21 protein-coding genes and 1 tRNA gene are annotated in these 15,458 nt (G+C 71.7%); 15 read left to right on the top strand and 7 right to left on the bottom strand.

Features of this window, described 5'->3' with window-relative positions; genetic code table 11:
- The first annotated feature begins 190 nt into the window (after positions 1-190).
- The 3 genes from BM242_RS18455 to BM242_RS18445 all read left to right on the top strand — a co-directional run bounded on the left by BM242_RS18455 (position 191) and on the right by BM242_RS18445 (position 2,865).
- Positions 191-2,044, top strand: coding sequence for a DEAD/DEAH box helicase (locus BM242_RS18455; RefSeq protein ID WP_093839982.1), 1,854 nt, complete (start codon positions 191-193; stop codon positions 2,042-2,044).
- Positions 2,045-2,119: 75 nt separating this feature from the next.
- A tRNA-Lys gene (locus tag BM242_RS18450) sits at positions 2,120-2,192 on the top strand.
- Between the two features lie 430 nt (positions 2,193-2,622).
- Entirely contained in the window at positions 2,623-2,865 is a 243-nt protein-coding gene (locus tag BM242_RS18445) for a helix-turn-helix transcriptional regulator (RefSeq protein WP_093839981.1), read from the top strand.
- Positions 2,866-3,018: 153 nt separating this feature from the next.
- Here the strand turns inward: BM242_RS18445 and BM242_RS18440 are convergent, their stop codons facing one another.
- Positions 3,019-3,291, bottom strand: coding sequence for a hypothetical protein (locus BM242_RS18440; protein WP_093839980.1), 273 nt, complete (start codon positions 3,289-3,291; stop codon positions 3,019-3,021).
- Between the two features lie 265 nt (positions 3,292-3,556).
- On the opposite strand from BM242_RS18440, the gene BM242_RS18435 reads away from it, so the two are divergent.
- Both BM242_RS18435 and BM242_RS18430 read left to right on the top strand, forming a co-directional pair.
- Positions 3,557-4,996 (top strand): NsdA family TPR-like regulatory protein, encoded by a 1,440-nt coding sequence (locus BM242_RS18435; protein WP_093839979.1) that lies wholly within the window; start codon positions 3,557-3,559, stop codon positions 4,994-4,996.
- Between the two features lie 9 nt (positions 4,997-5,005).
- Positions 5,006-5,506, top strand: a complete 501-nt coding sequence (locus tag BM242_RS18430; RefSeq protein WP_093839978.1) for a hypothetical protein — start codon at positions 5,006-5,008, stop codon at positions 5,504-5,506.
- Between the two features lie 64 nt (positions 5,507-5,570).
- Here the strand turns inward: BM242_RS18430 and BM242_RS30885 are convergent, their stop codons facing one another.
- Positions 5,571-6,638, bottom strand: coding sequence for a tyrosine-type recombinase/integrase (locus tag BM242_RS30885; RefSeq protein WP_093839977.1), 1,068 nt, complete (start codon positions 6,636-6,638; stop codon positions 5,571-5,573).
- 712 nt (positions 6,639-7,350) lie between these two features.
- On the opposite strand from BM242_RS30885, the gene BM242_RS18420 reads away from it, so the two are divergent.
- The 4 genes from BM242_RS18420 (at position 7,351) to BM242_RS18405 (ending at position 10,163) form a co-directional block, all read left to right on the top strand.
- On the top strand, positions 7,351-7,869 hold the full coding sequence (locus tag BM242_RS18420) for a hypothetical protein (RefSeq protein ID WP_093839976.1): 519 nt from the start codon (positions 7,351-7,353) through the stop codon (positions 7,867-7,869).
- A 42-nt stretch (positions 7,870-7,911) separates the two neighbouring features.
- On the top strand, positions 7,912-8,211 hold the full coding sequence (locus BM242_RS18415) for a hypothetical protein (protein WP_093839975.1): 300 nt from the start codon (positions 7,912-7,914) through the stop codon (positions 8,209-8,211).
- Positions 8,212-8,274: 63 nt separating this feature from the next.
- Positions 8,275-8,715: a helix-turn-helix domain-containing protein gene (locus tag BM242_RS18410; RefSeq protein WP_245834257.1), complete on the top strand. Its 441-nt coding sequence runs from the start codon at positions 8,275-8,277 to the stop codon at positions 8,713-8,715.
- Complete coding sequence (locus BM242_RS18405) at positions 8,712-10,163, top strand: Clp protease N-terminal domain-containing protein (RefSeq protein WP_093839974.1); 1,452 nt, start codon at positions 8,712-8,714, stop codon at positions 10,161-10,163. Before BM242_RS18410 ends, BM242_RS18405 begins: the two co-directional genes overlap by 4 nt.
- Positions 10,164-10,173: 10 nt before the next feature.
- Here BM242_RS18405 and BM242_RS18400 read toward each other — a convergent pair whose 3' ends face one another.
- Positions 10,174-10,410 (bottom strand): hypothetical protein, encoded by a 237-nt coding sequence (locus tag BM242_RS18400; protein WP_139238368.1) that lies wholly within the window; start codon positions 10,408-10,410, stop codon positions 10,174-10,176.
- 138 nt (positions 10,411-10,548) lie between these two features.
- On the opposite strand from BM242_RS18400, the gene BM242_RS18395 reads away from it, so the two are divergent.
- The 6 genes from BM242_RS18395 (at position 10,549) to BM242_RS18370 (ending at position 13,607) form a co-directional block, all read left to right on the top strand.
- Positions 10,549-11,184 (top strand): hypothetical protein, encoded by a 636-nt coding sequence (locus BM242_RS18395; RefSeq protein WP_093839972.1) that lies wholly within the window; start codon positions 10,549-10,551, stop codon positions 11,182-11,184.
- 19 nt (positions 11,185-11,203) lie between these two features.
- Positions 11,204-11,707 (top strand): hypothetical protein, encoded by a 504-nt coding sequence (locus BM242_RS18390; RefSeq protein ID WP_093839971.1) that lies wholly within the window; start codon positions 11,204-11,206, stop codon positions 11,705-11,707.
- Positions 11,708-11,757: 50 nt separating this feature from the next.
- Positions 11,758-12,024, top strand: coding sequence for a hypothetical protein (locus BM242_RS18385; RefSeq protein WP_139238367.1), 267 nt, complete (start codon positions 11,758-11,760; stop codon positions 12,022-12,024).
- 99 nt (positions 12,025-12,123) lie between these two features.
- Entirely contained in the window at positions 12,124-12,705 is a 582-nt protein-coding gene (locus tag BM242_RS18380; RefSeq protein WP_093839969.1) for a hypothetical protein, read from the top strand.
- Positions 12,706-12,726: 21 nt separating this feature from the next.
- Positions 12,727-13,305, top strand: a complete 579-nt coding sequence (locus BM242_RS18375; protein WP_093839968.1) for a MarR family transcriptional regulator — start codon at positions 12,727-12,729, stop codon at positions 13,303-13,305.
- The gene (locus tag BM242_RS18370) at positions 13,302-13,607 is read left to right on the top strand and encodes a hypothetical protein (protein WP_093839967.1); all 306 of its coding nucleotides are present in this window, start codon (positions 13,302-13,304) and stop codon (positions 13,605-13,607) included. Before BM242_RS18375 ends, BM242_RS18370 begins: the two co-directional genes overlap by 4 nt.
- Before the next feature lie 76 nt (positions 13,608-13,683).
- On the opposite strand, the gene BM242_RS18365 is transcribed toward BM242_RS18370, so the two are convergent.
- From BM242_RS18365 to BM242_RS18350, 4 genes are all read right to left on the bottom strand, one after another.
- Positions 13,684-13,974 carry a hypothetical protein gene (locus BM242_RS18365; RefSeq protein ID WP_093839966.1) on the bottom strand — a complete coding sequence of 97 codons (291 nt, stop codon included), beginning with the start codon at positions 13,972-13,974 and terminating at the stop codon, positions 13,684-13,686.
- Positions 13,975-14,084: 110 nt separating this feature from the next.
- Complete coding sequence (locus tag BM242_RS18360; protein WP_093839965.1) at positions 14,085-14,312, bottom strand: hypothetical protein; 228 nt, start codon at positions 14,310-14,312, stop codon at positions 14,085-14,087.
- Entirely contained in the window at positions 14,302-14,577 is a 276-nt protein-coding gene (locus BM242_RS18355) for a hypothetical protein (RefSeq protein ID WP_093839964.1), read from the bottom strand. Before BM242_RS18355 ends, BM242_RS18360 begins: the two co-directional genes overlap by 11 nt.
- A gap of 2 nt (positions 14,578-14,579) precedes the next feature.
- A complete protein-coding gene (locus BM242_RS18350; RefSeq protein WP_093839963.1) occupies positions 14,580-15,416 on the bottom strand; it encodes a peptidoglycan recognition protein family protein in 837 nt (278 codons plus the stop codon).
- Positions 15,417-15,458: the final 42 nt, after the last annotated feature.

Raw genomic sequence — 15,458 nt, 5'->3', positions numbered from 1 at the left:
CGTACGCCCGTTTGCGCGCGGCAGGCGACCGTGCGTAAGCTCGGAGGCTGTTTGCATCCTAGCCCGGCGCCCTGATTGCGCGCCGTGTGGCGCGTTCCTTGGCTCTTCCGTAGCGACCGCGGACAGGCGGTTCATGTGACCTGCGGAGTTTTCGGGCGCGTGCCAAAGACTCCGGAAGGTTTGTTTCTGCATGTCCGCACCCACCCATGACCTGGCCCAGGACCTCGCCGGCCTGGTGCCCTCAGCCGACGACGAGCCCACCACCACCTTCGCCGACCTCGGCCTGCCCACCGCGGTGGTGCGCAAGCTGGCCGAGAACGGCGTCACCGTCCCGTTCCCGATCCAGGCCGCGGCCATCCCGGACGCGCTCGGCGGGCTGGACGTGCTCGGCCGCGGCCGTACCGGCTCCGGCAAGACCCTCACCTTCGGCCTGCCGCTGCTGGCCCGCCTGGCCGGCGGTTCCACCGCCCGCAAGCGCCCGCGCGGCGTCATCCTCACCCCGACCCGCGAGCTCGCCATGCAGGTCTCCGACGCCCTCCAGCCGTACGGCGACGTGCTCGGCCTGCGGCTGAAGGTGGTCTGCGGCGGCACCTCCATGGCCAACCAGATCAGTGCCCTGGAGCGCGGCGTGGACATCCTGGTCGCCACCCCGGGCCGGCTGCGCGACCTCATCGGCCGCAAGTCGTGCAGCCTGGACGACGTCGAGGTCGCCGTTCTGGACGAGGCCGACCAGATGGCCGATCTGGGCTTCCTGCCCGAGGTCACCGAACTGCTGGACCAGTTGCCGGCCGACGGCCAGCGGATGCTCTTCTCCGCCACCATGGAGAAGGAGATCGACACCCTGGTCAAGCGCTATCTGAGCGACCCGGTGAGCCATGAGGTGGACGCCGCCAAGGGCGCGGTCACCACCATGTCCCACCATGTGCTGGTGGTGAAGCCGCGCGACAAGGCACCGGTCACCACGGCCATCGCCGCCCGCAAGGGCCGCACCATCGTCTTCGTCCGCACCCAGCTCGGCGCCGACCGGGTCGCCGAGCAGCTCCGCGAGGCGGGCGTGCGGGCGGACGCGCTGCACGGCGGCATGACCCAGGGCGCCCGTACCCGCACGCTGGCCGACTTCAAGGACGGCAAGATCCACGCCCTGGTCGCCACCGATGTGGCCGCCCGCGGCATCCATGTGGACGGCATCGACCTGGTGCTGAATGTCGACCCGGCCGGCGACCACAAGGACTATCTGCACCGCTCCGGACGCACCGCCCGGGCCGGCCAGTCCGGCACGGTCGTCTCGCTGGCTCTGCCGCACCAGCGCCGCACCGTCTTCCGCCTGATGGAGGACGCCGGGGTGCACGCCTCCCGGCACATCCTGGGCCGCGGCGGGCTGTTCGACGACGAGCTGGCCCGGATCACCGGCGCCCGCTCGCTGACCGAGCTCCAGGCCGACTCGGCGGCGCAGGCCGCCCGGCACGCGGAGCGCGAGGTGGCCCGGCTCACCCGGGAGCTGGAGCGCGCCCAGACGCGCGCGGCCGAACTGCGCGGCGAGACCGACCGCCTGGTCGCCCGCGCCGCCGAGGAACGCGGCGACGACCCGGCGGAGGCGCTCGCCGCGGCCGGCGCCCGGCGCGAGGCCGAGGCCGCCGCCGACGCCGCCGCCCTGGAGCGGGAGGCGCGCAAGCGCGACCGCGAGGACCGTGACCGCGACCGCGACCGGGACCGGGACCGTGACCGGTCGCGCAACCAGGAGCGGGACGACCGGGAACGCCGCCCCTACCAGCGCCGCGAGGACCGCTCCGGCAACAGCAACGGCGGCGGCTACCAGCGCCGCGAGGACCGCCCCTCGGGCTACCAGCGCCGCGAGGACCGCCCGTCCGGCAACGGCGGCGGTTACCAGCGCCGCGACGACCGTCGCCCCTACAACCGCCGCGACGACAACCGGACGGGCGGCTTCCGCCGCCACGACTCCCGCGGTGACTCCCGCTACGACCACCGCGGCAGCCGCTCGTTCGACCGGCGGGCCGACAAGCCCCGCTGGAACCGCGGCAACTGACCGAGTGACGCCCGGCGCCTGACCGGCCGAATCCCTTCGAGCCGTCCACAGGCGCCGGGCTATGCTCTCCCCTGCGGGCCGTTAGCTCAATTGGCAGAGCAGCGGACTTTTAATCCGTTGGTTGTGGGTTCGAGTCCCACACGGCCTACCGCACACCCGCACGGATGCAGGACCCTGACCTGCGGTCGGCCTCCGACCGGTATCCCGCGTGCGTGGGCGTGAGCGCCGCCAAGATCATCTGCTCGGCCGGTGCTCGGCCGAAGCGCAAAAAGGCCGGGGCCGGTGCAGTGCGCACCGGCCCCGGCTCTACGAGGCTGCACCCTCCTCTGGGTACGTCCTCCCGTACCCCGGTGGGCCGTCCGGGAAACGGGACCGCCGCCGGCCTGCCTGGGGGGGCGGTGGCCGACGGCGGCCGACTCTGGGGCGCGATTCGAACGCGCGTTTGATTGTGACATAGGCATGCCGATGAATGCGGCTTACACGCGGCACATGCCACCGGTGATACCCGTCCGGCCGCGCGAGAAACTGTCACACCTCATGGCACAGACATCCTGGCCTGATCCGCTCAGCGTGGCGGGGTGCCCCATGATCACGTCACGTCCGGGCGGCTTGAGACCGGCCGCCGTATCCGCGACGCGCGCACCCGGGCACGCCTGAGCCAGGAGCAGCTCGCCGAGCTCCTGGAGGTCGAGCGGCGGACGGTGGTCCGCTACGAGCTGGCGCTCACCGATCTGCCGCTGTCCCGCCTTCTCCAGATCGCCCAGGCCCTCCGGGTGCCGCCGGGTGATCTGCTGCCGGAGGCGCCTCCTCCTCCGCCGTAGCCGTGTGGCACTCGCAGTCGCAGCGTTGCCGGGCGACGGGTACCGGGCCGGAGGCGGGGATGGTCATGGCGTAGGTGCCGTGGCACCAGCGGTGCATCTCCGGAGCCCCTACCTGGTCCGCAGTGGCGCAGGCCGGGGCGAGGACGGTGCTGCTCACCGCTCGGCCCCGGCCGCCGCGGCGTGTTCGTGCGCCTCGCGGAGCGCGGCCGCGGTCGGGCAGTCGGCGCCGGTGAGGTGGCAGTGGCTGCACACCTGCCGGTGCCCGGCGAGGGCTGCGGCGAGGTCCCCGGCGGTGCGGTAGTGGTGGGCGTGGGCGGGGCAGGCGTACCCGGCCCAGCCGGCGCCGCTGTTCTGCTCCACGCTCGCGACCATGATGGGCCGCCCGGTGACCTGGTGGCAGTGGATGCACGGCTGCGCGCTGCTCACTGCTCCTCCTCCCCGGCCCCGCCCGCAGGGCCGCCGCCATCGTCGCCAGCCGGCCCCGGCTCGCCCCCGACCGGAGGAATGGGAACCATCTGATGCAGCGGAGTGCCCTCAGGCCAATCCCAGGCATCACCGCGGGTGTGTCCTCGGCTCATACACACGAGGTTCCCGCCGCGCCTGCCCTTCCGGGATTCCCAGCGAGGGTTACCGCAGCGGTAATAGGCTCGTTGTGCCCGACAGAACCACCGGACCGGACTTGAGGTGCCCGATGCCCCCCACCCCAGACCAGGCCGCCCCCGTCCCCGCCGAGTTACTGGACCGCCCCGACCTGCGCCAAGCCCTCGCCGAGCACGATTTCTCCGCCGCATTCAGCATCATCAAGAAATACGGCGGTCTCTCTCAGAACCGCATCGCTGCCGCCTGTGCCCTCACTCCAGGCAAGGTCTCCACCATCCTCAAAGGCACCCACCGGGTCACGTCTTACCAGGTAATCTCTCGGATCGCCGACGGCCTGCGCATTCCCGGGCACATGGTCGGCCTTACCCCGCGGCGGTGGGAACAGGACGACCGGCGGCCAGCCGGCCCCTCACCCCCCGACACCATCCCTGCTGACGCCTGGCAGCCCGTTGCCGCTGTGGACCTTGCCCTGCGTATGACAAGGACCGATCTCGTGATGGACCGCCGTACCGCTTCCCGTGCCCTTACCGCCGCCCTCACCACCGGGCCCGCCCTGCTCGACGCCCTGGACGGGTGGCTCAACACCGTCGGCGTCCGCCGCTTGCAGCGCAGCACCGGCCGCCTTGGCGCCCGCGACGTCGACGAGCTGGAGCAGACCGCCCGCGTCTTCCGGCAGTGGGACCACCGCTTCGGCGGCGGCCTGCGCCAGAAGGCCGTGATTGGCCAGCTCAACGAGGTCGCCGCCGCGCTTTCCGACCACCAGACCGACCCGATCGAACAACGCCTGTACCAAGTCATGGCCCAGCTCTCCGAGACCGCCGCGATCATGGCCTGGGACTGCGGTCATCAGCGCCGCGCCCAGGACTACTACCGCCTCGCGCTTCACGCTTCACACGCCGGCGAGGACAGGGCGTTTGGGGCGAACGTCCTGGCGGGCATGGCCCGGCAGTTGCTGTATCAGGACAGGCCACAAGACGCACTGGAACTGGTGCGCCTCGCGCAGGAAGGTTCCCAAGGCGCCCATGGAGAGCGCACCAGAGCGATGCTGCACACCAGGGAAGCGTGGGCGTATGCGGCGATGGGCCGCCCAGCCGCGTTCCACCGGGCCACGGAGCAGGCCCGCGAAGCCCTCCCCGAGGCAGCACAGGAGGGCGAGCCGCACTGGATCGGCTACTTCGACCAAGCCGAACTCGCGGGCGTGACAGGCGGCCGGTATCTGAGCATGGCCCGCGCGGACCGCCGGTTCGCCGACCAAGCCGCGGCCCATATCACGGAGGCGCTGCGGCTGCGAGGCGAGGAGGCCGCCCGCAGCCACGCCTTGGACCTCATCGGCCTGGCCGAGGCCCGGTTCATCGCCGGCGATCTCGCATCCGGCGTGGAGGACACACACCGCGCGGTGGACGCGGCGGCCAGGACGCAGTCGGGACGCGTTCGGGTCAAGCTCGGTGCCCTCTACCGCTATACGGTGGGGCGTGATCTGGCGCCTGTCCGCGAGGCGCGTGACCGTATTCGCACTGCACTGGCCAGCTAGGAGGGCGAGTTGACGACGATCTCGGTGACCGGGCACATGGACATCACCGCGGAGACCGAACCGCTGGTGCGCGCAGCGCTGAAGGAGCTGCTTGCCGGGCATGACCCGGCCGAACTCGTAGGGGTGTCCTGCATCGCCGCGGGCGCCGACGCGCTGTTCGCTGAGGCGGTGCTGGAAATCGGCGGCCGGCTGGCGGTGGTCCTGCCCTCCCGCGACTACCGGGCGCGGAAGGTCAAGCCGGAGCACGCCGCGCTCTTCGACCGGCTGGCCGCTGCGGCTGATGAGGTGTTGGTCATGCCGTGCGAGACCGCCGACCGGGCGGCCTACGAGGCGGCCAACGAAGTTCTCCTGGGCCGCGCGGACCGGCTGGTCGCGGTGTGGAACGGTGCGCCTCCCGGTGGGAAGGGCGGCGGCACCGCGGACGTGGTGATGGCCGCTCGGGAACGCGGACTTCCGGTAGATGTGGTGTGGCCGGAGGGCGCCCAACGGAAGTCTGACCTGCCCTCCTGACCGCACACGGCTCCGCAGGAACGCGCCTGGCTGCAGCTGAGCAGGGCCGTTGCGCTGCCGGGGGTCAGGCGTCGCCAGGCCGGAGACGGACGGCCAGGCTCGCGGCGAGGGCGTAAGCAGGGTGGTCGTCGAGGCGGCGTCGGCGACGGTTGTACCGCTGGGTGGTACGCGGATCGGCGTGTCCGACAGCGTCTTGCACGTCCTGCAGCGGGACCTTGTTCTCCAGGCTGTCGGTGATGAAGCCGTGCCGCAGGGTGTGGGGCTTGATGCTGTTGGCCTGCGGGATGCCGGCGCGGCGGGCGAGCATCCGCAGGTGCTTCCACACCTGGGGCTCCGTCCAGCGCTGCCCTGTGCTCGTCGCGAACAGCGGGCCGTCGCGGCGCCCGTTGAGGTAGGTCAGGAGGGCGTCGAGGGCGAGCGGCGGGACGGGGACGGGCTTCCGCTTTCCTCCCTTGAGGGTGAGGGGGAGGGTGCGGTGGCCGCGGTCGTAGCCGAGCTGGCCAGCGTTGAGGGACAGGATCTCGTCGACGCGGGGGCCGAGGAGGTAGAGCAGGGTGACGAGGGCGTAGGAGCGGGGGTGCCAGGTGTGGGCGGTTTCGATGAGGGCGGCGGTCTCCTCGGGGAGCATGCCTTCGGTGGGTGAGTGGTCGGGGTCGATGAGGGGCCGGTTGATGGAGGTGAACGGGCTGGCGGGGGCGGCTTGGACGCGGACGGCGTAGGTGTAGAAGGACCCGGCGGCTGAGAGGGCTTGGGCGCGGCCGGAGTCGGACAGGGGTGGCCCGGTGGGGGTCATCTCGTTCCGGCGTCCGCCCTTGACGCGGCGCATGGTCGGCGCGGTCTCCAGGTAGGAGGCGTAGGCGTCGGCGAGGGGAAGCCTTGCTTGCAGGGGGTGGATGCCGGCTTCCCGGGTGTAGGTCTCCCAGCGCAGGAACGCGCGGGCGTAGGCGCGGCGGGTGTGGCGGGAGCGCTGGCGGGCGCACCATCCTCCGGCGACGGTGGGCAGCGGGTCGCGGTCGCCGTAGATGGCGGTGAGGTGGTCGGCGAGGGCGCGGGCTTCGGACGGCCAGTCGTCGCGCGGGTCGTGACGGTCAGTCGACAGCTCCGCCGACGGGCGGGGGACGAGGGGCGTCATCGGACCGCCGTGGTGCGTCCCGCTCGATCGACCAGGTTCACGTAGCTGTCGGCGTACACGATCTCCCCGCCTACAGCTACGCGGGCACGGTGCTTCCCGTCATGTCCGCTTGGCAGGTGGCAGCGGGCGCTGCCGTACAGCGGTCGCGCGCCGCAAGCGTTGGGGTCCTTGCTCACGTCCTTCTCCTCACTCGCGTGTATGGGATAACTGTCATTATCCACTATCTCTATGACGGTTCGCCGGGGAACGAGGGAAGTGGTGGAACCGGCAATACGGCATGTTATCGAGGGTCGGACCAGCCGACCGGGCGTTTGGCTGGGCATGAGGAGGGATGTGAGCGCGGGCCGCGGCGCCTGGCGGAGGTGCACGGTCGGCGGTGTAGTCGGTGAGTCGGGCACGAAAGTCCAGTGGGAGGAGGACTGGGGCCCTGAGGCGCGGCCGATGAGCACCGCCGACTACACCCGGCCCTTGAACGTCCTCTTCTCCCCTGAGGGCGTTCCTCATCCGCGGCGGGGTGACTGAGCCGGGCTGGACCTTATTGGGGGCGCCATGCGCGATGTCCGTCCTCATGGGGTGATTGCAGCACGGGGTGGGTTGGGGGCGCCCGGTGGGTTCTGCCTGCACCCAGGCTTGCGGCTTCCGTATTTGGAAGCTATGATGGTGTCATCAGGTCAAGGGGATCAGCCCCAGACCCGACCGGGAGGAACCGGCCATGAACACCACCCTCGCCGCCGCCAAGGCCAACCGCACCGTCGCGACCATCCGCACTTGGTGCCGCATGGGGGCCGTCGCCGCCGTCAAGACCGGCCACGGCTGGGACATCGACGAGGCCAGCCTGGAGTACCGCATCAGCCTCGACAAGCCGGCCGCCCCCAAGCCGCTGACCGCCGACGACATCATCGCGATCGGCGGCCGGCGCTGGACCAAGGCCGGCAAGGACCGCGTCTACCTCAACAACATCGCCGGCTTCATCGGCCTGGAGCTGACCCACTACCGCACCGGCAACGTCTCCTCCGCCGCCCTGAACGGCCGCGGCATCGCCAACGGCCGCGCCGCCGGTATCGCCAGCGCCGTCCAGAAGCTGTACTTCGACGTCGCCGAGGGCCGCCTGGTCGCCCTGCACTACGGCGCCCGCGCCTACGAGGTCCGCTACCTCAACGGCGACCGCGAGACCGTGGACCTGGTCGCCGCTGCCTTCGCCGGCGTCGAGGCCGCCGTCGCCGCCCTGTGAACCGCCTCACCACCCACCACCAACCCTCAGAAGGGAACCGCTATGTCCCGCTACTTCACCGCCTGGCTCAGCACCGACCGCTCCGTCCTGGACGGTGACCACTGCGACGTGGTCGTCCTGGAGGACGAGATCCGCGGCGACAGCCCCGACGACCGGGGTGCCCGCTCCTCCTTCGGTGACCCCCTCTTCCGCGCCGAGCTGGACGCCCGGCACGACGCCGACGGCACCGACGCCATTAAGCAGGCCGAGGACGCCCTGGAGGCGGCCGGCTGGCACCTGACCGGACGGTGGGAGGCAGTGCCCACCGGCTGCACCGTCACCGTCGAGCCCGCAGCCCGCTGACCAAGACCCACCCCCACAGCCCCGGCCGCGAGTCGGCCGGGGCCCACCCCTGGAGAGACCGACGTGAACGCCAAGAACACCGAACGCGCCCACAGTGACCCGCCCGGGATGCCCGAGGACGAGCGGATGACCCCCGCCGAACTGCGCGTCGTGCGCGAATTCCTGGGCCTGTCCGTGGACTGGCTCGCCGCCCACCTGCGCGTGACCGGCCGCACGGTACGCCACTGGGAAGCCGGCACCTACGTCATCCCCGACGGCGTCCGCCTGGAGATCGAGGACCTGGAGCGCCGCACCGGGGAGTTCGTCAGCGGCCTCATCACCGCGCTGATGGACATGCCCGAACCCGGGGTGATCACCTACCGCGACGACACCGAATACCACAAGGCGCACCCCGAGATCCCGTTCCCCGCGTCCTGGCACCGCGCTGTCGTCGCCCGGGTCGCCCAGGAGGTGCCCGGCCTGGCCATCACCTACGCCAGCGACGCGGGAAGCGGGACTCGGTGATCAAGCACTGCGCCGAGGCCGGTCGTTTCTGCGGCACCCCCTCCGGGTGGCGAAGGGGCGGCCGGTGCCCGCGCTGCCGCACCGCCCACAACGCCGAGACCGGCCGCTACCGCGGCATGACCCTGGAGCAGCGGCGCACGGTGCTGGACGCGCTGCGGGCAGGATCGCGGCCGGAAGCGGCGGCCGACGGCGTCGGCCTGCCCGTCGCTCGCCTAGGTGCCCAGGCCAGCCGGGACGGTGAACTGCGCGCCGCCTTGGACGGATACCCCGAGGAAGTACAGCAGGCGGCGCGGGTCGGGGACTACCTGGCCGCCTTGACGCGGACCGCGGGTGATGCGGGCCTGGCGGCGTATGTGTGCGGCCTGTCAGATAGTGAGCTGGAGGATCTGCGAGGGCGGCCGGGGGTCGCCCAGGCGGAAGCCGCGGTCGTCGCCCTGCTGACGGGGGCAGCCCGGGAGACCTCGCCGAGCTGGAAGATCCTGCTGACGGCGGACCGGGTGGCGCAGTTGCGGGAGCTGTGGGCCGACCGCAGCATCACGGTACTCGAGATCGGCAAGACCCTCGGGGCGTCCGATAACACGGTGTGGCAGTGGGCTCGCCAGCTGGGGCTCCCGCCCCGGGCCAAGCCTCCAGGGGCACGGTTCGCCGAGAGCAGAGAGCGGCTGGAGGAACTGCTGGAGGAGGGCAGGAGCGTCACGGAGATGGCCCGGGAGCTGGGGGTCAGCGACCAGTCGGTCCTGAACTGGATCGAGAGGATCGGGGCAACCCGGCCGGGTCGCGCTCCTCGACAGCAGCCCGTGACCGAGGGCGAGGCCCAGCAGGCAGGGGAGCTGGGCGGGCCTCGGAGTCGCCCGGCCACGACGCTGGACCAGGCCATGCCGAGGCTGCGGGAGCTGTGGGCCGACGGGGCGAGAGTGCGGGACATCGCGGCTGAACTCGGCGTCACCCCGGTTACCGTGCATCGCTGGGCAGCGAAAGCCGAACTGCCCCCACGCCGGTCAGGACGGGACAGCGCGGACGCCCGGCGCCGCTTGGGGGAGCTGTGGGCCGACCCGGACCGCAGCCCCACCAGCATCGCCGAGGAGCTGGGGATCAGCCGCGTCACCGTGCACAAGTGGGCGCAGGAGGAAGGGCTCCCGCCACGGCAGGCGGCCCGGCGCGCGGACCAGCTCGACAAGGTCGCGGAGATGTGGGCGGACCAGGAGCGGACCGTGAGATCGATCGCCGCCGAACTCGGCGTCGCATTGCCCACCCTGCGCCGTCGGGTCGCGGAGCTGGGGCTCCCGCCGCGCCGGGCACGGAGGATGCCCAAGCTGGAGCAGTCCGAAGCCCGCCTGCGGGCACTGTGGGCAGATGGCCGGGGTATCGCTGAGATCGCCGAGGAGCTGGGGGTGACGCGCGAGACCGTCACCATGTGGGTGCTGAGGCTCGGCCTGCCGACCCGGTAGGCGCCGCCGTCTACCCGAGTTCCTTCCGGTCTGCTGCGACCACTCCGCGCACAATGGCGGCGATGGTGTCCGGGGAGGCCCAGTCGGGCACGATGAGGGACTCCATCACCTGGACGACGTCGTCGTCCGGCCACGGCCGGCCGGGGCCCTCCTCACAGGTGAGGGCGTCGTACACCTCGGCCACCATGCGCTCGTCCAGGCCGAGGCGGCGGCCCTCAACGGCCACGAGCTCAGGCACAGTCACCACGGACGGCAGTGTCGCACGGGGGTGTGACAGCGGGGCGGCGCGTCAGGGCCGTTGCCCATTGCAGCCATAATTGACGCATGCGCTAATCCCTGCCATGGTTAACACATGCGGAAATGCCGCGATGGGAGGGAGACCACCATGACCACCTGGAACAAACTCACCAAAGACGACCAGCAGCACGCCCGCGACCTCCTCGACAGCCTCCGCGACTACGGCGTCCACACCTCCCTCTCCCAGGTCGCCGCCAACCTCAACCGCGCCTCCCAGTGGGCCGCCGGGCGCCTCCGCCTCGCCACCCTCTGCCAGCGCGCCGGCTGGGACACCACCACCATCGCCCCCACCTACCAGACCACCGGCGACACGCGCATGGTCCATCTGCCCACCACCGCATTCCGTGCCGCCCTGGACGCCGCCAAGGAAGCCCCCACCGACACGCCCGGCGACCACGGCACCCACTACACCGCCGCCGTCCGCCTCAAGGACGGCCGCCTGGTGGAGAAGAACTACGCCATCGTGCAGGTGCGCACCACGCGCGGCACCACGCGGCAGATCCTCACCGGCCGCCGCCGCGAACTCGGCGACACCGACCCCGGCATGACCTGGGCCGAACCCGCCCCCAACACCCACCACCCCCAGCGGGGCCTCGCCTGCGCCGAGTGCGGCACCTACGGCGCATCCATCCTGCGCCGCGACAGCCTCGACCGCGTCGCGTTCGTCTGCCCCGACTGCGAGGCCGACGCCCACTTCACCGAGCGCCCCTTCGCCTCCCTCTGACCTGACAGGAGCACCTGCCATGGCACGCACCGGGATCTACGACTACAGCCGCCCTGCGCATGCTCACCCCGACGAGCCCGTCACGCCCCGCGCGGCGGGCTGGTTCGACCCCGACAAGGCCGAGCGTTTCGAAGAGGCGACCGGCGGCCGGGACGGCCAGATGTCCCTGGCCACCGAGAAGATGGGCCACCACCAGGAGCTGTACCGCACCCGGGGCGGGAAGTGGGTGCTGTGCTCCTGGAGTCAGTACCACGACACCATGGCCCGCTATGAGTACGTTCCGCCGGATGTGGCCCGGGACTGGCTGATACGCAGCCAGCACCAGGACGCCGTGGAGCGGTACTTCACTGGGCTGCCGGAGGAGGGCACCACGGTGGGCCGGCCGTCGGTCGGGCCGAAGCGGGAGGTGCGGCTGTCGCCGGAGCGGTGGGCGCAGGTGGACGCCTACGCGCAGGAGCGAGGGCTGGAGAAGGCTGCCGCGCTGCGGGAGATCATCGAGCGCGGCCTGGACGCGATCGATTGACGGGCCGGGCCGGGCTGGGGCTGTCGGTGCGGCCCGGCACACTGGGCGCCGTGGACAGCTACGAGGGGGCGGCAACCCTGGTCGCCGACAGCATCCCCACCGAGGTCACGGCCGTGCTCAGGGTGGAGCCGGGCGGCCCGTTCCCCTGCTGGCTCGGCCACCTGCTCGGCCCGGACGCCGACCTGTACGACGCCTACGGCGCGACAGAGCTGCGCCTGGAGCTGCCCAGCGGCCGGGCAGGGCGCGTCGTCCCCCGGCAGCACCACGAAGGCGCTGGCCGGCTGGACGTGCAGGGGTCCGGGCCAGCGCCGTTCTGAGGCTGACTCGCTTTCTGAAAGGAGCTCGGCATGCGACTTGCACCCCCCACAACGCGGTTGTACTATCGAGTTGTACGCCGAAGTTGTAGGGGGACTCCGATGGACACCGCCACCGCTGCACAGACCACCGGCCGCACCGTCGCGACCATCCGCAACTGGTGCCGGACGGGCGTCGTCGCCGCCACCAAGACCGCCGGGCGGTGGGACATCGACGCCACCAGCCTCCGCACCCGCGTCCTGATCGAACAGCGCCGCCACTTCGCCCGCCGCACCCACACCCCCACCTGGCGCATCACCCACACCTGCGGCCACGACACCTGGCTGCGCTGGCACGCACTGCCCGGCGCCACCACCCGCCCCTGCTTCACCTGCTCCCACAAGGCCGACACCATCCAGCGCATGGCCCGCGAGAACACCACCCGCCAGCACCTCGCCCAGCGCTACGGCCACGGCCGCCCCGCCACCGCCCGCCAGCTCGACTACCTGCGCAGCCTCGCCCGCCGCGCCGCCGACAGCCACCGCCTCCCCCCCAACTACCCCGCCGACGACGCCCACCTCCTCACCTCCGCCGGCGCCAGCCACTGGATTGACACCCTCAAGCCCCTCGCCACCCCGGGCCGCCGCAGCATCCGCTGCGAGTGCCCCTCCGGCCGCTACGGCGGCGTCTGCACCTGCTGCTGACCACCAAGGAGCCCACCACCCATGCCCACCCCGTCCACACAGGCCGACCGCTTCGCCGAACTCAACCGGAAGGTCGCCGAAGGCCGCGCCGCCGAGGCCGCCCGCGCCGACCTGATCCTTCAACTGCGCCGCGAGGACCCCGAACTCTGGACCCAGGTCCGCCTCGCCCAAGCCGCCGGCATCACCCAGCAGGCCGTCTCCCGCATCCTCGCCCGCGCGGTCGACAACCCACTGGAGAACCTCCACCCGGCCGACGTGACCGGCTGCTGGTCCGGCGTCCTGTCCTTCATCGACGACCAACTGCGCGGACGCGGGCAGGCGTGGAAGACCATCGAGCCGTGGTGGACGCAGAGCCACCTCCCCGCCGGCGTCGTGGCCCAGGCCACCCCGGCCATCGCGCGGGACCTCAAGACCCTGCGCGAGACCCACCCCGCCGCCGCCGAACTCGCCGAACAGACCCTGGAAGAGATCTACGCCCGGGGGGCGCAGGAAGGCAGCGGCCTCGGCGTCGAAGAGCGCATGAACGACGCCGAAGCGATCGCCTTCATGCGCGCGTACTACGTGCAGCGCGGAAACCTCACGGAGAAGGTGGCATCATGACCAGCAGAAACATCATGGCCGGGCTCGTGGCTGACGCGTGCGTCGTAGCCCGCGGCCACATCCTGGAGACCTACGAGATCGAACTCGACCCAACCGACGGCGACGACGAGATGCTCGACAAGGCCCTCGCCGTCGCGCGGCGCACCCCGCGAGGGGAGGGCGAGTGCGACCACGACCCTTACCTCGACGCAGCCGCCGTCGAGACATGCCGCCGAGGCTACGGCACGCCCCTGGGAGGAGAGGTCAGGCGCCCCACCGTCAGCGCCCGCATCTGCCTGGCCTGCCCCCGCCGCAAGAACTGACCTCGGGCACGACAGAAGCCCCCGCTCGCCGGCCGTAGCCAGCGAGCGGGGGCATCGTGTGTGCCGCAGGGCGGGGTTAGGCCCTGGCGGCGGATGCCCGGGCGCTGGACGTGTCTCCGAGGTACGTCACGAAGGCGTCCGCGGCCGCGGTGCCGTGGTGCCTCTGCACCCACCGGGTCGCGGCAATCACCTGCCACCGGGTCGCGGCAGCGTCCATGTGCTGCTCGGTCTCCTCATTGCTGGCCGCGGAAGCAGCAGCGCGGGCATGGATGCCCGCGACGTGCTCCCACACGTCGATCATCTGCGCGGCGGTGAAGCCAGGACGTACCGGATGGGCCGCGACGAACGCGGCAATGTCATCAGCCATGCACCGCAGTATGGGGGCGCCCGGGAGGAGATGAGGGGTTTTCCTGTTTCGGAAAGGGGGTGAAACACTGGCTTCGGCCAGCGGACGGCAATTGGTAGATCGTTGGTAGGTCACTCGCCGCCGAGGATGTGGAACGGCAGCCAGGCGCCGACCGCGACCAGCGCCGCGCAGGCCGCGATGAACGTCCGCGGGTGCCGCCGCGCCCACGGGCGCATGAACTCGCTCAGGGTGTCCCCGGTGCGCCGGGAGATCAGGGCCCGCGTCTCGAACCCGGCCCCGACCACCACCGCCGCGCCGACCGCCGCCAGCAGCGGACCCCACACCGCCTCAGGCACCATCGCCCCCGTCCCGGCCGCTGAGGGCCTCCCGCACCGCGTCCTCGATCCGCTTGGTGAGCACGCCGTTGGTGTTCTCCTCGATTTTCGCCAGCACCCCGTCCTGGCCTTTCAGGTGCGTCATCAGGAACGCCGCGCCCAGCACGGGACCGACCAGGGCGACGTACTCCGCCGTCGCCTCACCCTTCACGGACAGCGCCACGTACCCGGCCACGCTGATAGCGAAGACCGCCACCTGCGCCAGCACCACGACCGCCTTGTCTCCCACGTTCAGCTCTCTTCCTGTACGTCGAGGCGCACGGTGATGCCCTCGATCGCGGCCTCGATCCGCGCGATCAGGCCGTCCGGATCGATCTCCTGGTGGTGCGCGGCCAGGGCGGCGGCGAGCTGCTCGATCACGGCCGCCTGTGCGACGATCCGCGCCTCGGTCCGCTCCACCTTGATCCACGCCTGCCGGAGCAGCGTCGCCGCGGTGATCGTGATGTCCGCCCGCGGGTGAGGCAGACGATGCCGCCACACCTCCGCGGCCACTTCTTCGGCACTCGGCATGTCGTCCTCCTTGCTCGGCGTGGCCGACGCCCCAGAGGCGCGGGCCACGATGGCCGGGAACACCTCGTCCCGGAACTGCGCGATGCGCGGCCGCCCCGGGCACGCCGTCCCGCTCGTGGACCATTCGCGGTGAAGCGAGTGGTAGCCGTAGCCCGGGTCCGAATGGCTGCGGCAGACGCGCAGCGGGATGCCGTGGGTGCGGTGCAGCCACACCCCGAGGCGCACCAGCGCCTCGACCTGCTCCGGCGTCCACGGGTCCGTCGCGGAGGTGTTGGAGGCGGTCTCAATGGAGACTGCGCCCGTCCCGTCCGGCCGCCGGTTGGCCGCCGCATTGGCGTCGGCCCTCGTCTCGGTGCCGATGTACTGGCCCATCCGGCCGTCGTAACCGAGACCGAAGTGGGACTCCAGATTCGTGGAGTTCTTCCAGTGCTCGTAGGTCCGCTCCGGAGTCCACGGCGCCACGATGCTGTGCACGATGAACTGCGTCGGCCGGATCGCCGGCTGGGCGTCCGACTCGGGCTGGAGCTCCATCTTGATCGCGCCCGGATACCAAGCCACGGCACACCTCCTTTCTGGCCACACCCCGCACAGGGGCGGGGC

The sequence above is a fragment of the Streptomyces aidingensis genome, assembly GCF_900112355.1.
Taxonomy (GTDB): Bacteria; Actinomycetota; Actinomycetes; order Streptomycetales; family Streptomycetaceae; genus Streptomyces; species Streptomyces aidingensis.
This window is presented reverse-complemented; position numbering and strand designations above follow the sequence as displayed.